We start from the raw sequence: 17496 nt of genomic DNA on the forward strand, positions 1-17496 counted from the left end.
TAGGCAATCTATTGATGAAGGAAGGAGATAAAACGATGAAAAAACTAAGGATAGTTGTTGTGTGTATGCTGCTATTCTCGCTACTGGTTCATACGGAAATTCCGACACAAGCGGTTACTGAGACAGTGGCAACGGAAGAACTTAAAAGAAATAATGAAGATGATTTAGTAGAGGATGATACAAAGACAACGGATGATCCAATTGAAAAAGACAATACAGAGCAAGCGATAGACTCGAATCAGTTTTTTTCTACGTTAGACTCAACCACAAAAAGGATAGAATCTGAAGAAGTAAAAAAAGAGGAAGCATCACCAGAAGTTATAACAACCCCAGATGAGCTAAATCTCTATTCAACGATTACAGGTAGTAAGAGAATAGATGCTATCTTTCCAGATGCTAATTTGGCAAGGGTTGTTGCTCAAACGCTAGGTTATGGCACCGATACAACGCGAACAGTTAGGCAAACAACACTGAATACAATCACTATTTTGTCTGCGGATTCTATTGAAGTTTCTTCGATAGAGGGGATTCAGTACTTAAATGGTGCGACCAAAATATCGTTTGAAAATTCTTTAAATATTACGGATTTAAGTCCTTTAAAAGGAGCAAGCTTAACTAAGCTAAAGCAATTGTATTTAAAAAATAATCATGTTACAGATTTAACGCCTTTGGCTACTGCTGGCTTAACAAGTCTTGAAGAACTCTATGTAGAAGACAATCAGCTCACAAATCTAACAGGAATTGAAAATATCCTGAGCTTAAAATCCCTAAGTTTTCAAAATACAGGGGATACAGGTAATGCCATTACCTCGCTAGAACCAGTGTCTAAATTAATCAATTTACAAAAAATTTGGGGGAAAAGTAATCTGGTTACCAGTTTACAGCCCTTGGGAAATTTATCAGGACTAACAGATGTTTTCATGGAGAGCAATGAGTTAACGAGTATTTCTGGAATGGAGAACAAACCGCATTTAGCTAATTTCAGTATGATGTATCAGCATGTGGAAGACTTGACGCCCTTAGTGAATTCAACAGCTCTAGTGAATCTATACATTCGAGACAATCAAATTTCCAGTGTAGAACCGCTTAGAAATATGGTGAAGCTGAACACCTTATTAATGGAAGATAATCATGTTGTTGATATTAGTCCTTTAAATCATTTGACCAACTTAACTTTATTTTTGGCAACGAACCAAACCTATACGTTGCCCAAAGTAGCCTATTCTAGCCTTATTCCTTTTGAGTTAAACAATATTGTCAAAACGAGAAATGGTGATTTGGTTAATCCGTTAGGTATTTCAGATAATGGTGTGTACAAGAATCCACTCATTCAATGGGATTTACCAGAGGAACAGACAGAAGTTTCTTATACTTGGCAGACTACAAGCCCAGCTCCAGGTGAATTTAGTGGAATGGTTATTCAGCCAGTTGAAGAGCAAAAAAGTATTGATTTCACGATTACAAATACAATTTTAAATCATCCGAATGCTAGTGAGGTCACTGAGTATACGATTAAAATGATGACTGAGGATGGAAACATCATTCTTCCATCAAAAAATAACCTTACGGCATTACCAAGCGATAGCACAACTGGAACTTTTTCACTAAAAAGTGGAGAGTCAATCACATTGAAGGGGCTTCTGGGAGCAACCTATACGGTGGTCGAAAAGATAGACACTACTTATTATCGTGCGCAATATAGTTCTATTCACGATACAGAAAACTTGACGAACCAACCGCTTCCTAGTAACAAGACGATTAGCAATCGTCTCTCAGCAACAGAAAATCGGTTAGACTTCATAAATAAGTACAAGTCAAAAATGATGATTGAAAATCGCTTTTTGCCATCTGAAGCGACCAACTCAGCAGTATATGATATTTTCTTTACTTATCCAGATGGTTCAACCAGTGAAGTGCATTATACAGATATCACTTTAATAGAAGGACAGCTTTTTGAAGAAATGGTTGAAGTGGGGACATCCTATCAAGTCATTCAACGGAAAATTGATGGGTATGAGCCCTCAGTTGAAGTAACTGAAGATGGGCAAATGCAAACAAGAAAATTTGGGGAGATAGGGAAGGTACTATTAGTATCAGGAATCGTTGGTGTAGAAGAGAACAAACTAGTATTTGAAAATGTAAAAACAGAGCAGATGGAAATCACAACAAAGGATACAAGTAAATATCCGAATATTAATCAGCTGTTTGATTATACGATGACATTTTCTAAACCTGATCAATCTGTGGGCGCTAAATATCAGGTTGATAAGTATATTGGTGATTCGTTTGTTGAGACGTATGAGATAACGTTAGGTCAAACTTCATTAGATGTTCATTTGAAGGCTGGGGAACGATTGGTTTTTCCAACGCTTCCAATTGATCTTCAATTTTCAATAGAACAAAAAGGTGTCACTGGTTATCTAACGACAATTGATGATTCAACGAACAGTGGCATCATCACTGGAGGTGAGCTTAGTAATGGCATTAAAATTGATGGGAATATGGCAATAGGAGGGAATCAACTCACTTTTACGAATCATTCAGATGCTATTCCGCCATCAACAGGAATTAGCCAAAATGGATTTGCGTCATGGCTAATCATTTTGATTGTCATTGTGTGTCTAGCTAGTTATCTTTTTCAAAAGCAAATCCGATATGTAATCAATAAAAATAAATAGACTATGATGGTGTCAAATAGACATCAATCTAAAAAAATTTAAGGAGAGAATATAATGAATAAAAGGTTAGGGAAAATTTTAACATTTGCAGTAGTACTAGGATTAGGAGTGTTATCGTCGATACCAGTATTTGCAGCAGATCCAGCAACACCAGAACCAAGCGTAGTATTAACAAAGACATTAGTGACACCAGATAAAACGGTTGTAACAGCACCTAATGTATTTAATTTTGAATTCGAAGTGGTGGAAGATTCATTTACCCCTCATGGCGCAACAACGCCAGATACATCAGTTACAGTACCAGATATTACGGATCAAGTCGTATCCTTTACACCTGCAACAGATTTAGGCACGACAGTTGATGGAACAACTACAACTTACAAACAAACTGGAAACTTATTGGAAGGAATCACCTTCCCAGAAGCAGGCGTTTACAAGTATCTGATTACAGAAAAAACAGGAACCTATGTTGTAGATCCTGCAACTGAAGAACTAGTCTACAGCACAGCAAGTTATACGTTATATGTTTATGTTAGTCGTGATGCAGATGGCAATTCTATTGTCGATGGCGGTACAGTTGAAGATGAAGATGGTAAGAAGGTCGATCCAGCACCAACAACGCCATTACCTGGTGGAGGAAGTAATGAAGTAGAAGCAGCAAATGGATTTAATTTCACGAATATCTATCGAAAACAAGCAGGAAGTATTACACCGCCAGATCCAAATAATCCAGAGGCAGGATTGGTTATTTCAAAAACAATTACTGGGGATTTATCAAATACAGCAGATGAATTTACGTATTCATTTTTATTAGCAGATACACCGCTAGTTTCTGGTGAAACGTATATCCTTTCAACACCAACAGGAGATATAACAATCACACCAGGAACTGCTGCGACATTCACTCTAAAAGGTGGAGAACAGGCTCTTCTTTTAAATGCCCCTGCCGGATTAAGCTTTCGTGTAGTGGAAACTGATTTTGGGTATTATACACCATCAAATGCGCTAGAACTAAATGGTGTGACAACAACTGCTGAAAGTAATGTCATAGCAGGCGGAATTTTAGGAGAGAATAGTAACAGAACAGATTATACAAACAATTGGGAAACCACAACACCAACAGGGATTATATTAAATAACTTACCATATGTGATTCTTATTGCAGTAGCAATGACTGGATTTGGAGCATATATCGTCAATAAACGTCGTCATAGAGCTTAAGAAATTAGAAAAGAAATGGCTGTGAAGAGACCATGGGGAACAAGCATAAAAAAATGTCCATTCGCCTACTAGATAGTAGCATTAATTTCTGTGTTTTTCTTTTTCTGCTATTATTACTGTCGTATGGCTGCTATGCAATATGGGATTCTGAACAAATTTATGCTGCAGGGGATGCAGCAAACTATCAAGTTTATAAGCCCAGCGAGGAAAGTGAATTATCTTTTAAAGACTTAAAAGATCAAAACTCGGATGTGCTGGGCTGGATAAGTGTCTATGGAACAAAAATTGATTATCCTCTTCTTCAAGGAGAGGATAATCAAAAATATATCTCTATGAATGCTCAAGGAGATTATAGCTTGGCAGGAAGTATTTTTTTAGATTACCGAAATGCACCTGACTTTACGGATTTTAATACGATTATTTTTGGGCATCATATGGAAAAATCAGCGATGTTTGGTGATTTAGAACGATTTTTTGAGCAGGATTTTTTTGAGCAGCATAAATATGGCAACCTTTATTATCAAGATAAAGACCATGGAATAGAATTTTTTGCATTTATGGAAGTGGATGCATTTGATTCTAGTATATATACAACACCTGTAAGTCAAGCACAGGCAAAACAAAAGTATTTAGACAGCATAAAAAATCAATCAAAATATTATCGAGCGATCGATGTTTCAATAGAGGATTATCTAGTCCTGTTAAGTACATGTACAGAAAATACGACAAATGGACGTCATATATTAGTAGGACGTGTTACGGACAAAGTATTTCCAGAACCCAAAGAAGCAAATCAGCAAGTTGATAAAAAAGAATTTTTTCAATCAGGAACGTTTTTAGAGAAACTGAAAGAAAATGCGATAATTGTCTGTTTATTTAGTTTGCTTGTGATTGCTTTGTTTATCCTTTATTTAAATAAAAAACGAAAGTTAAAAAAGGATGGTGAAAATGAATAAAAAGAAATTGGTGAAAGTACTTATTCTCATCATCGGATTATTGGCTAGCTCAGCATACTCACAAACGGTGTATGCAGATACTTTTGCAGAGGTAACTACTAGTATTCCAATTCAACAACAATTTGAATCGAATAAAAGAGAGATGGATAGCTTGTTTACCTATCAGTTACAAGCAGTAAATGACGCATCACCGATGCCAACCAATCAATCAGTTTATGAATTTACAATAAAAGAATCAGAAACACATACGATTCCATTAACTTTTGCTCAGCCTGGAGTCTATCGCTATCAAGTGAAACAAGTTTTTCCTAATGGGACAATCCCGGGATATTCCTATGATTCTCGAAATTTAACAATTGAAGTTTATGTGGACTATGCTCAAAATCAACAGTTATCAGCTATTTTACTTGTAAAAAATGAACAAGGGCAGAAAGTAGGTTCACTCACTTTTGAAAATTCATTTTTTGACCCTGAAATAGTTGATTATCAAGAAGATAAAGGAACATTGCCTCAGACTGGAGAAGAGGATAGTTTCTTGGTTTCGACTATTGGAATAGGCTGTATTTGGTTATTATTTTCATTCTTAATTTATAGAGACAAATTAGACAATAAAAATGCAAAAAAGAACTAACGTAAAAAAATAATTGATGATATTTATCTAAACAACCAGCCTCTTTTTGCCTCTTTGTCAAATGAGATTGATGAGCTGAATTGAAGTGAATCCAGAATCAGAAGAATCTTCTTTTGATTCTGGATTTTTTGTTATTTTAGTTCAAAAGAGCATGAAGCGCATCAAAAGCAAGCTTCGTTTCCGGATGCTCTTTCCCAAAACATTCCACTCGAGTTAAGTAAGCTTTTTGATAATACTGAGTGGCTAATTCCAGCTGCTTCATTTTTTGATAAACAATTCCTAAATCCATATAAGCAACGGCCATACTAGGATGATTTTCAGCAAGAACATCCTTTTTTTCAGAGAGAGCTTTTAATAACAAGGCTTCACTGGCTTCATAATCGCCTTCCTCTATATAAAGGTCACTTAAATTGCCATACACTACCGCAAGAATAAAGGCTTCTTTTTTAGGTAAGTGCATTAACATATCAATCGCAATCGTATAATATTCTTTGGCGCTATCAAATTTTCCTTGTTTAGTGAAAATTAAGGCTAAATCTTGATAGGACTTGGCCGTTAAAACATGATTCCCTAATAGCTCGATTTTGATTTTTAAAGCCTGTTGATAATGCTGTTCTGCTTCATTTAAATGCCCCTTCGCTAAACTTAAAGCCCCTAAATTATGGACAGTTTTAGCGAGGTCAAGCTGTCTTGTTTCTAAGGCCTTATTAAGGTGCTGCTCAGCTAATTCAACGGCTCCCATTCGATAATAAAGTGTGCCTAAACGATGCTCTAAGCCACCAATAAATAATTCCTCATGCTGAAAATAGTCCTGATAAATCGCACTGGCTTGCTCCAAATATTGAGCCGCTAAAGGATGATTTCCTGTTAATTCACTCAGATAAAAACTTAATTTTTCTAGAAAAATAACGGTTCGAATATCCTTGAAATAGCTTGTAAAGCAAAGCACAAATCGTTCTAAATAATGAACAATTTCTCTGCCTTCAAATGAGCTGATACCATCCCTTGAATAAGTTAGCTTTTGGAAAAAAGTAGCTAGCTGATTGAGCACAACGGTTAAATCCAATTGGTTACGAATGGTTAAAGCAGGTGTTTCTAATAAAGTATATAACTTTCTAGCGGAATGATCCGGTTCCAGAATATGCTCTACTTTGATCCAACTTTTGTCAATTAAAGCTTGTACAACGCTCGCATCCGTCTCAAACATTTCTGCTAGTAATTCCCAAGAAAAAGGGAGGTTTGGAAAAACTGAAAGATAAGCTAATAGCTCTTTTTCTTTTTCAGGGAAATCAGGCGTCACAACAGAGAAGAGCGTGTTCATATGAATGGCTAGTGTTTCCTTTGAAAGCAGTTTTTCATGTGCTGCATTGACCGGTATTCTTGGCGCAAATTGAATCATTCCAGCCTTTAATTGTCCTAATACTTCTTGAAAATCCAGGGCATTTAAACGAATGGTTTTAGCCAAAAGCTCAATCATTAAGGTATGATAGCCAATTTCACTTAAAATATCCTGCACGATTCTTTCTTGCTTGATTGCAATCGGCTCAACAAAATGATAAGTAAAAAGCTGGTAGGCCTGATCTGCGGGTAAACTTTCTAGCTTGATTTCTTTAAAGTAATCATAATCAACAGGTTCTTTTGTTGTGAGGAGAATAGAACAGCCATAAGAAACTAATTCTTGTAGAAAGGCTAAATTTGTTCCATCAAATAAAAAATTATCAATCACAATAAAGAGATTATTTTTGGTACTTCTTAAACATTTTCGCAATAATTGGAGCTTCTCGTTATAACTTTTTGTTGTATCAATATCAATAAAGCTATCCACTAGTGAAGTAGGAAGATCCGTTCCAAAGTTTACCCAAGCCATATGCGCAAAGAGCGTCTCTTCCTTTACCATTTCCCAAATCGTTTTCGCTAGCTGTGTCTTCCCAATTCCTGGAATACCACTTAAAGCAATGGGTTGATTGGCATAAATACAATCATTAAAAATCGCTGTAATCACTTCATTCCTTCCTAGAAAATGAGGGACAGGTCTAGCAGGAGGTGGTGTTAAGAAGCTAGCAAATTCACTTGCTACCTGATATTGGGAAGAGAAGAGGTCAAGATAGGTCGCCTGCTTATTATTTTTAACCTCTAATCCATAAAATAACAATTCAGCGAGTAGTAGATAAGGTTGGCTACTGCTTTTTCTTCTCCGCATGCCTTTTAAGCCATCCTTAATCCGCAAAGGAACAGCTGCGTCTTGTTCTAATATAACGAAAAGTTCTTGAATGGTTGCATCTAAATCAAAATAAGCATTCCCTTGATTCTTTTCAGCTAATTGCGCTGCGCTAGCTTGAAGATAGGCTGCATAACCCTCTTTTTTTATTTGTTCTTTTACATTTGCATAAATGCCACTTGTGCCACGCTGGTTTTTATAAATTCTAAGAAACATCGTGCGATGAACATGACAATATTCAGGTGCTAGAATCATCAATAAATCCTCTACAACAGCCTTTTCATTCTCCCATAAAAAGCTGCGATTCTTATGGAAAACTTGCAGAATGGTACTAAAAATAAAGGCCTTTTCTTCCATTTACTTCTCCTCCTAAATTGACCATTTAAAGTAGGCACAGATTGGCTCACTAGTTGGCACCACAATTTATTTAAAATCGGTTATCTTATGTATATCAGATATTTCCTCATAATGTCTTCATTATAACAAAAGAAATAGGACTTCTAAACTGATTCAACGATATTTTATCTTTTCGATTTTAAACGAAAAAAAAATGGCAAAAATAATGGTAAATTGCCAGGAAAAATGATTGGTCATTGCTGTTTGAAAGACTTAATCAACAACTATACAATTTAGCATAAAGGACAATTGCAGAATGGAGTGGAAAAAGTGGAACTACATAAGGAGGATTTAAGCCCAGAAAATTTTACAAGTGGCTATCGGCAAATCGTGACAATTGCAGAAATTCCGATAGAAGTGATTACAGAATTACATAATCAATTGGCAGGGACATCCGTCAATTTTAGTTCAAAAATATTTAAGCCAGAATTTGTTAAAAGCTTAATTAAAAAACACCGTTTTGAGTTAAGTGTCAATCAATTAGCCAAAAGAACAGGCTATTCTGAAAGAAGTATTCGCCGATTTATCTATGAAATCAATCAAACAGAAGAGACAAAAAAATAAAGATGCAACAAGAAAAGGAGTGCAAAAAATGAAAAAGCAGCTGTTGAAAATCATGATTGTTTTTAGTGCCATTTTTTTATTAACAGGTTGTAAACAGAATAAGCCTGCGAGTATTTTACCGCAATTAGAAAGTGCTTATAATGAAAAGGATTTATCTGCCATTGTCAGTTGCTTTGAACCAAGCGCACAGAAAATGATGAATGGGATGCTTGATTTAGTAGGTGGGGCTGTAGGTATTGATTCATTAAAAGATATGATGCCATTTTTTTCACAAGTTGCTGGACAATCCGATTTATTCAATAGTGAAGATAGTGACAATTGGGGAACTTGTAAGCTAAAAGAAATCAATACGGAAATGGAAAGTGATGATAAAGCGATTTTAACCTATGAAGTCACCCTTTCCTATAAGGATAAAGAAACAACCTCTTTTGAAACGGCTATGACAATGAAAAAGGTCGAGGATAAATGGTATATCGCCAATATACAAGAAAAGACAGAAGCTCAAGCTTCAAGCGAATCTGATGAAGTGGATGAAGCTGAAGCCGAGGCTGAAGAGAAAGCAAAGAAAAGTGAAAGTATTAAACCTTCTATCTCTAAAGCAACCATTATTAAAGAACCCTTTGCCGAAGAGGTAGATCCTTATAATGAGCAGAATCAAGCTTGGTATCAAGAGCTTAATAGTGACAGCTGGAGTTTAATTGCTGCTGATGGAACCATTTTACAAAAGAATATTGCTTCAGAGTTTAAAAGCAGTGGTATTGAAGGCCTCTCTTGGTTTAAAGAAATAGCTGAAGAGTCTTCAGCTTATTGGGGCTTAATTGATTCAAAGGGGAGCATTATTCAACAGCCTTTCATCTATAATACATGTCCATTAGAAGCGCAAAGACCTGTTATTATTCATGGAATCAAGGATAGTGGTGGCTACGAAATACTAACTGATAATGGAACAAAACGAATCAAGATACCTGAAAATCTATATAGACATCCATTTACAGATTCTGGGTATACTTGGTATCAAGAAAACAATCAGTCTGCATATGGCATTCTAGATAAGAATGGAACGATGATTAAAGAGCCTTTTATCTATGACATTTCTGGTGGTAATGAAGATGTTTATACATTTGAAGAGCCAGATAGTGATAAAAGAGGCATGGTAAATAGTAAGGATGGTTCTATTATTAAGCCTCCTTTTGCGAATAAAATTGAAGATTTTGAGTTAGGAGTCGCATGGTATAGTGAATATAATGATGTTTATGGGCTGATTGATCAGACAGGGAAAGTCTTGTTCCCACCTAAAGCAACAGGATATTCAGGCTTTAATGCCTCAGGTATTGCCTGGTTTCAAGAAGGCAGTTCTAAAGGCTTATGGGGGCTAGTCAATCTTCAAGGAAAAGTGATTAAAGAGCCTTTTGCTCAAAAGGTTGAAGATTTTTCAGAATTTGGTTATGGCATTTTTAAAGGTGAAAATGATTTATATGGGTTTATTGATGATCAAGGTGAAATTGTGAAAGAACCATTTGCCAAGGAATTAAGCTTTATATCTGAAAATTATGTGTTAGCAGATAATTATTTATATGCAATTGATGGGGAAAAATTGAGTGAGACCATCATGAAAGAGGTTCAAGAAATAGGTAATAGTGATTTGTTATGGTACCGGGAATATCAAGAGTGGGGCTTGGTCAACAATGAAGGTGACATTGTCGCATTACCTTTTGCCAATGCTATTCCAGCAGAACAAAAAGATATTTTTCAAACATTTGAAACGATCCCCTTTAAAGGGGAAAATGGTTGGGGAGTTGTCTCTAAATATGGACATGTTTTCTCAGAGAACTTTTCAAGGGAAGAGCTGATCTTTTCAGAAAATGGGGCGGCTTGGTGTCATGATGAACAAGAAGGCTTATATGGCATTATGAATAATTTAGGCGAGTATGTGAAGGAGCCATTTGCAGAACAGGTAACACCATTTAATCGCTATGGCATTGCTTGGTACTACAAGGATGGCTTATGGGGCATTATCAAAGCTGAATAGAACTAAATCAGCAAATGAGCCTAACAGTTTAAGCAAAAATAGCAAATATCGATAGCTCAAAACGTTAATGATTCAGCGTTTTGAGCTTTAATTTATTCAGCAGCAATTAATTATTACATTTCAGTAAACCTAAAAACATATTTCGATAAAATAAATCCCTTTATTTATGCTTTAATTAATAATAGTAAATAACTATTTTAATGCTTTACATAAAAGAAGAAGGAAGGGATTATGATGAATAGAAGTTCAAGCGATTTAATGGAAGAAACAAAGGTGAAGGAATATTATTATCTCTATTACTTAAGTAAATGCTTTACTGATTTGATGGCTGAAGGATTTGAAAAGATTAGTGAACGAAACGGTATCACATTAAAAGCTTTTGATGTTCTGACCATTCTCAATCAAAAGGACATCTGTACAATTACAGAAATTTCGAAAACTGGAAGAATGCATATTTCATCTGCGCTCAATATTTGTAAGCTATTAGAACAAAAAGGACTTCTTGAATTAAGTAAAAGTAAACAGGATACACGGGTAACCCTTGCAACGTTAACCAATCAAGGAATTGAATTTATCAATGAATCAATGAAATGCTTTTATAAAGAGGATTTTTCAATCACAGAAGTGTTGGGGAAAATAGAACAGCAATCAGGTATTTATCCGTCTTTCAGTGATCTACACCTTGTGATTTATGAAAAATATGATGCCTATACATTAGAATCTCTTAGTCAATTAAAAAAATAGAGATTAACGATTAAGAGAAAAAAGTAAGGCGATACCATTAAAAATAGTTGAATCAATCTAGCTAGGAAGGTGATAGTAAATGCCCTCCTAGTTTTTTTATTTGATAAAAAAGTTGAAATTTTTATTTTTAATGAGAGAATAAAAGAGAAGTCACATGACTAAAAAGATTAAAAAGGAGGCAAAACACTTGAATATCCTGATGACCATGCAAAAAGAATACATGGAATTTTCAAAGCAAGAGAGAAAAATTGCGGATTATATCCTACGTTTTAGCCATCAAATTAAAAATATGAATATTGCTGAGTTAGCAGAAAAAACAGGAACGTCCAACGCTTCGATTACACGCTTTGTAAAAAAAGTTGGTTGCAAAAATTATATGGATATGAAGATTTTAATCATTGCTCAAAATGAGCCAGAGGAAGTCGCACAAACGGATAGCATTGCAGATGAAGTCTTTTTATATTATCAAAATGTGATTAAGAATACACAGCGCTTAATTGATATTAACAAAATTGAGCAATTTTCTGAGCTACTAAAAAAAGCAAAGCGAATTATTTTAATCGGTGCAAGTAACTCAGGTGTAACAGCAGAAATCTTTGGTATTAGGCTAATGCGGATGGGCCTTCCTGTAACTAGCTATTGTGATCCTCTATGGATGCAAATGCAAGCCAGTATTGCCATGCCTGATGATTTATATATCGCCATCTCTAATTCTGGGGTGACACTCCCCATTATTGAAACGCTAGAAAGAGCTAAAGAACGGGGCGCAACGATTGTTTCGATTACGAGCTATTCAGAGAACCCTGTTGCCAAATTAAGTGACTTGATTTTTCATGTGTATAATACGCGCTTTGTTGACAATGAAAAGTTTGCGAATTCTCAATTTTCAAATGTGTATCTGATTGATGTGATTACAACTTATTTAATGAACAATGAGCATTTTAGAGATTCAACCTTTGCGACAAGGGAAGCGATTGGAGATTTATAAAAAAAGTTTTTTAAGAAGTCTTGGAAAAGGAAAATTATTTTCAGGCTTCTTTTTTGTGGTCTGCTTAAGAAGTTAGGGGCTCATTAGATTAAAAGCTGATTTCTCCTTTTGAAAACGATTCTTTATGGTAATTATTATCGAAAATAATTATTGTGATAATTATTATTCGTGGTTATAATGAGGATGAAAAAACAAAAGAAAGGGGAAAAATATGAAAGCTTATACACAGCCCTATACGATTCCACAAATAGCGATTCAAAGAGAGGGGGATAAAATTCGGATTGCGCATGAGCACTCAGAAGGGCAAACATTACAACTTTACATGGGAGCAAAGCCAAACTTAGAAGCGATTCAAAAATGTCTTGCTGAAATTGAGACAGGAGACTTTACAGTAAAGCTACCTGTTGCTGAAGGACCATATTATTTCATTATTAAGGGAGAAAATTTCCAGACCAATATATTTAGTGAACGTGTGCTTCAGCTAAATCAAGCCATTAATGTGAGAGATATGGGTGGCTATGAAACTGAGGATGGCAAATTTACTAAATGGGGTTTGCTTTATCGAGGCGATCAGCTGTCTAAGCTAGATCAAGAGGATATTGCTCTTTTAGAAAAAATGAATATCAAAACAATTGTTGATTACCGTTCAAATCATGAGCGCAACATTAATCCTAATCGAGAAATTGAAACCGTTAACAAAACCGTTCATTGTGATCCACAATCTAGTTTTTCAGAAGCAGCAGCAAATGCTGTTGATTTAAATGAAGAAAATGTCAAGTTGGTAAGACAGCTTGAAGAAGGCAAAGTCGATCCTAAATATATCAATGGAAAGGGAGAAAATGTCATTAACGATTATCGTTCTCTGATTACTTCAGAAGCAGCGAAAATTGCTTACAGTAAATTTCTTAAGACGTGTGCAGATACGGAAAATCCTCCACTCATTCATCATTGTCGTGGTGGCAAGGATCGCACGGGAATGGGTTCCTTATTCCTATTGATGCTACTAGGAGTGAAAGAGGAGGAAATTATTGAAGATTATATTTTAACCGGCATTATTCGGAAAGAAAGAAATCAATTAAAATATGAGCTTTATCAAGAATTAACAGATAATGAAAATTACTTAGCCTACCTGATGGCGATGATTGAAACAAGAAAAGAATTCATTCAAGCTGCCATTGACCGCATTAAAGAGTTATACCCAGCAACAGATGATTATTTTATTCAACATTTTGATTTGACTGCAGCAGAGATTCAAAAAATGCGAGATTTTTATTTAGAGGAAGGAGCAAAAAAATGAGTGAAGTTGCTTTAATAGTGGCCAGTCATGGCGAATTTGCAAAAGCTGCCCTTGAAAGTGCAGAGATGATTGTTGGAAAGCAAACAAATTGTGGTGTTTTGACTGTCGAAATGGCTTTTACCTTAGATGATGCGATTCAAGCGATGGAAGAGCAATATCAGCAGTTAGACCATAGTAGCGGGACTGTAATACTGGTTGATATTTTAGGAGGAACCCCTTCTAATGTGAGTGGAAGGTTCGTTTTAAGTAAGGAAAATGTCTTAGTGATGAGTGGCTTAAACTTACCATTGCTTTTAGACCTCTTAACAAACAGAAATCGCACCCTAGATGAAATTGCAGCATCTTTAGAAGAATCATATAAAGCAGGCTTTAACAATGTAACGAAGCTATTTGAAAAAGGAGAAGATGAAGATGAGTGTGAACTTTTGTAGAATTGATGACCGTTTAATTCATGGGCAAGTTGTCACAACTTGGGTAAATGTGCACAAAATTGAGCAGGTAATTATTATTAATGAGGCTGTAGCAAATGATAAAATCCAGTCGAATGTCTTAAAAATGAGTGTACCAGCAACTATTAAGCTGCATATTTTTCCACCTGAAAAATTTTTACAAGTTATTCAAAAGAACCCGATTTCAAGACCAACGATGCTCCTGTTTTCTTCACCATTTGATGTTGAAACCCTGGTTGATGCAGGCTATGAAATTCCTAAATTAAATGTTGGTGGTATGCGTGGAAATGCACAGCGTAAACAATTAACCAAAGCTGTTTCCTTAACACCAGAAGAAAGAACATCCTTTGAAAGACTGATGAATCATGGAATGGATGTTGAAATTCAAATGGTACCTAGTGAGAGCATGGTTAAAATGAAGGAGGTCTTGTAGATGACTGTCTTACTGATTACAATCTTAGCTTTCTTTATTGGAATTGATGATGTTAGTACGAAGTTATTTAGAAGACCCCTATTGATTGCCCCACTAGTTGGCATCATCCTTGGCGATTTACAAGCAGGATTAGCCATTGGTGCAACATTGGAAATTATGTGGATGGGTATTGGTAATGTAGGTGCCTATATGGCGCCAGATATTGTAACGGGCTCATTGATTAGTACAGCCTTAGCCATTATGAGTCGTAATGGTGCTTCTCTGGAAGCAACGGTTGCAACAGCTGTGACATTAGCCGTACCGACAGCTTTATTAGCGCAACAATTATTGGTATTAATCGAAACAGTTAATGTCTCATTAAACTCATGGGCACATCGTTTAGCAGAAAATGCGGATGTCAAAGGAACCAAATGGTTGATTTATCCACCTGCAATTATGACCGGTTTGGCAAGAGCGTTACCAACCTTTATTGCCTTGCAATTTGGTGCAGGAGCGATTCAAACATTAGTTGATTCTCTGCCTACCTTTGTGATTGAAGGGCTCTCAACAGCAGGGAAAATCATTCCAGCAGTGGGGATTGCCTTATTGATGATGTCGATGATTAAAAGAGTGGAGATGTGGATGTTCCTTGTGTTAGGTTTTGTTTTAGCATCTTATCTTCAATTAGCAGTCTTACCTGTCACATTAATCGCTTTAGTGATTGCTTATCTTTATGATTTGGCCACACAAAAAAATGAAGTGGTTCAGGTTGCTGCAACCGATATTGATGGAGAGGAGTATGATCTATAATGGAACAAAAGCTGACTAAAAGAGATCTTTGGACGTTATTTATGAGAGTCAATACCATGCGTATTACATTGAATTATGAAACTTTGCAAGGTGTTGGATTTATGCGCGCAGTAGCACCAGCTTTAGAAAAGATTTATCCAGATAAGGAAGATTTGCGTGAAGCGATGCTTCGTCATACTGTCTTCTATAATTCACATGTCAATGGAGATGCAGCCATTGCAGGCTTAACAGTTGCGATGGAGGAATCAACAGGTCCAAATGAAAAAGAGGGGATTAATCCACTGAAAACTGGACTAATGGGTCCTTTAGCAGGACTTGGTGATAGCCTAGTTAAATTTACTTGGGTACCGATTGTCGGAAGTATTGGGGCATCTTTTGCTCTTAGTGGTAGTATTGTTGGGCCAATTTTTATGTTTATTATGTACAACATTGTGAATATGGTTGGCAGATATTATGCCGTTGTTTATGGTTATAAAAAAGGCATTGAATTTTTAAATGGAAATCAAAATAGCAATATTATTCAACGTATTTCTACAATGGCCAATGTTGTTGGATTGATGGTTGTAGGGTCCTTGATTGCAAGTGTCATTAAAATTTCAACCCCGCTAGAGATCTCTGTTAATTCTAATGTAACGGGTGAAGTGGGCGGAAATGTAATTGCTGTTCAAGAAATGCTGGACAAGATTATGCCTTCATTCCTTAGTTTATTTGTTACCTTTATTGTTTATCGTATTTTGAAGAAAAATCAAGGAAAGCATGTGGCATGGTTAATTTTAGCCATCATGATCCTGACAATTATTCTTAAATATTTTGGTATTTTATAGAAAAATAGCGAGAGCTTCTTAAAAAGGTCTGCATATTGCTTCGTCCATATGCAGGCCTTTTTTACTTTACTCTTTAAATGACACTTTGAGAAAAATTGTCTCATATTGATTTTATGAGATCACATTTACACGATTCATAAAGTATATTCTCAATAAATAACCATAAAATTCATAAATAACGACAACAAAGAACCGTTGGAAAATGCTAAACTACAACTATAATCCTTCAAAGGAAGCTTTAGAGCCGTTGGAGAATTTATCAAATAAGTGTAGGAGTTGAATTTAAATGAAAGCGGTTAACGAAAAGCATTATGTCAGTTTAGATGTTGGCGGAACCTTTATTAAGCATGCAGCAATTGATAAAAGTGGTCAGATGATTCATTCATCAAAAGTTCCGACTCCCGATAATTTAACTGATTTTATTGCAGCAATTAACGAGATTGTCCGCTCTTATCTACCAAATATCAGAGCGATTTGCTTTAGTTGTCCAGGGAAAATTGATACACAATCTGGCACCGTTTATTTTGGTGGTGCATTGGTTTATTTAGATAAGTTTTCAATTAAAAAGCATATTGAGCAGGAATTTGAGATTCCTTGTACGGTAATCAATGATGGGAAAGCAGCAGCTCTTGCTGAATTATGGCAAGGTCAACTAAAAGAAATTAAAAATGGTGGTGTGCTGACTTTAGGAACTGGCGTCGGATGTGGCTTGGTCATTAATGGTGCATTACTTGAAGGAAATCATTTCCAAGCAGGCGAAGTGAGCTTTATGTTGCTGTCGACTAAGGAACCCTTTGAATTTACCGAAATTGCAGGTGCTAAAGGCTCAGCGGTTCTATTTATTGAACGAGCTTCTCAATTATTAGGCTTGTCAGAAAATGATGGGAAAACAGTTTTTAAAGAATTAGAAAAGAAAAATCCTTTGATTCAACCAGTCTTTGAAGAATATTGTCGAAATATCGCATTGATTATCACAAATATTCAAACCGTTGTTGATATGGAACGCATTGCAATTGGTGGTGGCATCAGTGAACAGCCTTTAATGATTGAAGAAATTCGCAGACAATACCAATTATTACGCGATACTTCAATGGGGTTTTTAGAAATGTTAACACCAATCAAAATTGTCGCTTGTGCCTTTCGTAATGAAGCTGGGCTATTAGGTGCACTCTATCATTTACTGACTCAGATTGAGACGCATCAAATAGAACAAGAAATTTAAAAGAATGATCGAATAAGAATGGTACGATAAACAATGAGATGATTTATGAATAAGTAT

General features: G+C 35.7%; 15 protein-coding genes. 14 read left to right on the forward strand and 1 reads right to left on the reverse strand.

Going from position 1 to position 17496, the window contains the following annotated elements:
- Positions 1-35: 35 nt before the first annotated feature.
- The 4 genes from BMW29_RS01475 to BMW29_RS01490 are packed head-to-tail and all read left to right on the forward strand — an operon-like array spanning position 36 to position 5486.
- Positions 36-2678 (forward strand): leucine-rich repeat domain-containing protein, encoded by a 2643-nt coding sequence (locus BMW29_RS01475; protein WP_177165634.1) that lies wholly within the window; start codon positions 36-38, stop codon positions 2676-2678.
- Positions 2679-2732: 54 nt separating this feature from the next.
- The gene (locus tag BMW29_RS01480) at positions 2733-3899 is read left to right on the forward strand and encodes a DUF7601 domain-containing protein (protein WP_092649534.1); all 1167 of its coding nucleotides are present in this window, start codon (positions 2733-2735) and stop codon (positions 3897-3899) included.
- Positions 3900-3931: 32 nt separating this feature from the next.
- Positions 3932-4855 (forward strand): class B sortase, encoded by a 924-nt coding sequence (gene srtB / locus BMW29_RS01485; protein ID WP_092649536.1) that lies wholly within the window; start codon positions 3932-3934, stop codon positions 4853-4855.
- Positions 4848-5486 carry a Spy0128 family protein gene (locus BMW29_RS01490; RefSeq protein WP_177165635.1) on the forward strand — a complete coding sequence of 213 codons (639 nt, stop codon included), beginning with the start codon at positions 4848-4850 and terminating at the stop codon, positions 5484-5486. The genes srtB and BMW29_RS01490 overlap by 8 nt, the downstream gene beginning before the upstream one ends.
- A gap of 136 nt (positions 5487-5622) precedes the next feature.
- Here the strand turns inward: BMW29_RS01490 and BMW29_RS01495 are convergent, their stop codons facing one another.
- Positions 5623-8061 (reverse strand): tetratricopeptide repeat protein, encoded by a 2439-nt coding sequence (locus tag BMW29_RS01495; protein WP_092649540.1) that lies wholly within the window; start codon positions 8059-8061, stop codon positions 5623-5625.
- A 309-nt stretch (positions 8062-8370) separates the two neighbouring features.
- Here BMW29_RS01495 and BMW29_RS01500 point away from each other — a divergent pair, with 309 nt between their 5' ends.
- The 10 genes from BMW29_RS01500 to BMW29_RS01545 all read left to right on the forward strand — a co-directional run bounded on the left by BMW29_RS01500 (position 8371) and on the right by BMW29_RS01545 (position 17439).
- Positions 8371-8664, forward strand: coding sequence for a hypothetical protein (locus tag BMW29_RS01500; RefSeq protein ID WP_092649542.1), 294 nt, complete (start codon positions 8371-8373; stop codon positions 8662-8664).
- Between the two features lie 28 nt (positions 8665-8692).
- Positions 8693-10693: a WG repeat-containing protein gene (locus BMW29_RS01505; RefSeq protein WP_177165636.1), complete on the forward strand. Its 2001-nt coding sequence runs from the start codon at positions 8693-8695 to the stop codon at positions 10691-10693.
- Between the two features lie 231 nt (positions 10694-10924).
- Positions 10925-11437 carry a MarR family transcriptional regulator gene (locus tag BMW29_RS01510; protein ID WP_092649546.1) on the forward strand — a complete coding sequence of 171 codons (513 nt, stop codon included), beginning with the start codon at positions 10925-10927 and terminating at the stop codon, positions 11435-11437.
- A 187-nt stretch (positions 11438-11624) separates the two neighbouring features.
- Positions 11625-12425, forward strand: a complete 801-nt coding sequence (locus BMW29_RS01515; protein WP_177165637.1) for a MurR/RpiR family transcriptional regulator — start codon at positions 11625-11627, stop codon at positions 12423-12425.
- Positions 12426-12636: 211 nt separating this feature from the next.
- Positions 12637-13722: a tyrosine-protein phosphatase gene (locus BMW29_RS01520; protein WP_092649550.1), complete on the forward strand. Its 1086-nt coding sequence runs from the start codon at positions 12637-12639 to the stop codon at positions 13720-13722.
- Positions 13719-14153: a PTS sugar transporter subunit IIA gene (locus BMW29_RS01525; RefSeq protein WP_092649552.1), complete on the forward strand. Its 435-nt coding sequence runs from the start codon at positions 13719-13721 to the stop codon at positions 14151-14153. The genes BMW29_RS01520 and BMW29_RS01525 overlap by 4 nt, the downstream gene beginning before the upstream one ends.
- Positions 14134-14604, forward strand: coding sequence for a PTS sugar transporter subunit IIB (locus BMW29_RS01530; RefSeq protein ID WP_092649554.1), 471 nt, complete (start codon positions 14134-14136; stop codon positions 14602-14604). Before BMW29_RS01525 ends, BMW29_RS01530 begins: the two co-directional genes overlap by 20 nt.
- Positions 14605-15393 (forward strand): PTS mannose/fructose/sorbose/N-acetylgalactosamine transporter subunit IIC, encoded by a 789-nt coding sequence (locus tag BMW29_RS01535; RefSeq protein ID WP_092649556.1) that lies wholly within the window; start codon positions 14605-14607, stop codon positions 15391-15393.
- On the forward strand, positions 15393-16217 hold the full coding sequence (locus BMW29_RS01540; protein ID WP_092649558.1) for a PTS system mannose/fructose/sorbose family transporter subunit IID: 825 nt from the start codon (positions 15393-15395) through the stop codon (positions 16215-16217). Before BMW29_RS01535 ends, BMW29_RS01540 begins: the two co-directional genes overlap by 1 nt.
- 286 nt (positions 16218-16503) lie before the next feature.
- Entirely contained in the window at positions 16504-17439 is a 936-nt protein-coding gene (locus tag BMW29_RS01545) for an ROK family protein (RefSeq protein ID WP_092649560.1), read from the forward strand.
- The last annotated feature ends 57 nt before the right edge of the window (positions 17440-17496 follow it).

Source organism: Isobaculum melis, from assembly GCF_900111355.1.
GTDB classification, from domain to species: Bacteria; Bacillota; Bacilli; order Lactobacillales; family Carnobacteriaceae; genus Isobaculum; species Isobaculum melis.

Excerpts from the sequence above, each read along its gene's own strand:
- BMW29_RS01480 (WP_092649534.1), top strand. The coding sequence starts at position 2,733 with ATGAATAAAAGGTTAGGGAAAATTTTAACATTTGCAGTAGTACTAGGA.
- BMW29_RS01525 (WP_092649552.1), top strand. The coding sequence starts at position 13,719 with ATGAGTGAAGTTGCTTTAATAGTGGCCAGTCATGGCGAATTTGCAAAA.
- BMW29_RS01510 (WP_092649546.1), top strand. The coding sequence starts at position 10,925 with ATGATGAATAGAAGTTCAAGCGATTTAATGGAAGAAACAAAGGTGAAG.
- BMW29_RS01475 (WP_177165634.1), top strand. The coding sequence starts at position 36 with ATGAAAAAACTAAGGATAGTTGTTGTGTGTATGCTGCTATTCTCGCTA.
- BMW29_RS01490 (WP_177165635.1), top strand. The coding sequence starts at position 4,848 with ATGAATAAAAAGAAATTGGTGAAAGTACTTATTCTCATCATCGGATTA.
- BMW29_RS01495 (WP_092649540.1), bottom strand. The coding sequence starts at position 8,061 with ATGGAAGAAAAGGCCTTTATTTTTAGTACCATTCTGCAAGTTTTCCAT.
- BMW29_RS01535 (WP_092649556.1), top strand. The coding sequence starts at position 14,605 with ATGACTGTCTTACTGATTACAATCTTAGCTTTCTTTATTGGAATTGAT.
- BMW29_RS01505 (WP_177165636.1), top strand. The coding sequence starts at position 8,693 with ATGAAAAAGCAGCTGTTGAAAATCATGATTGTTTTTAGTGCCATTTTT.
- BMW29_RS01545 (WP_092649560.1), top strand. The coding sequence starts at position 16,504 with ATGAAAGCGGTTAACGAAAAGCATTATGTCAGTTTAGATGTTGGCGGA.
- BMW29_RS01520 (WP_092649550.1), top strand. The coding sequence starts at position 12,637 with ATGAAAGCTTATACACAGCCCTATACGATTCCACAAATAGCGATTCAA.
- BMW29_RS01530 (WP_092649554.1), top strand. The coding sequence starts at position 14,134 with ATGAGTGTGAACTTTTGTAGAATTGATGACCGTTTAATTCATGGGCAA.
- srtB (WP_092649536.1), top strand. The coding sequence starts at position 3,932 with ATGGGGAACAAGCATAAAAAAATGTCCATTCGCCTACTAGATAGTAGC.
- BMW29_RS01540 (WP_092649558.1), top strand. The coding sequence starts at position 15,393 with ATGGAACAAAAGCTGACTAAAAGAGATCTTTGGACGTTATTTATGAGA.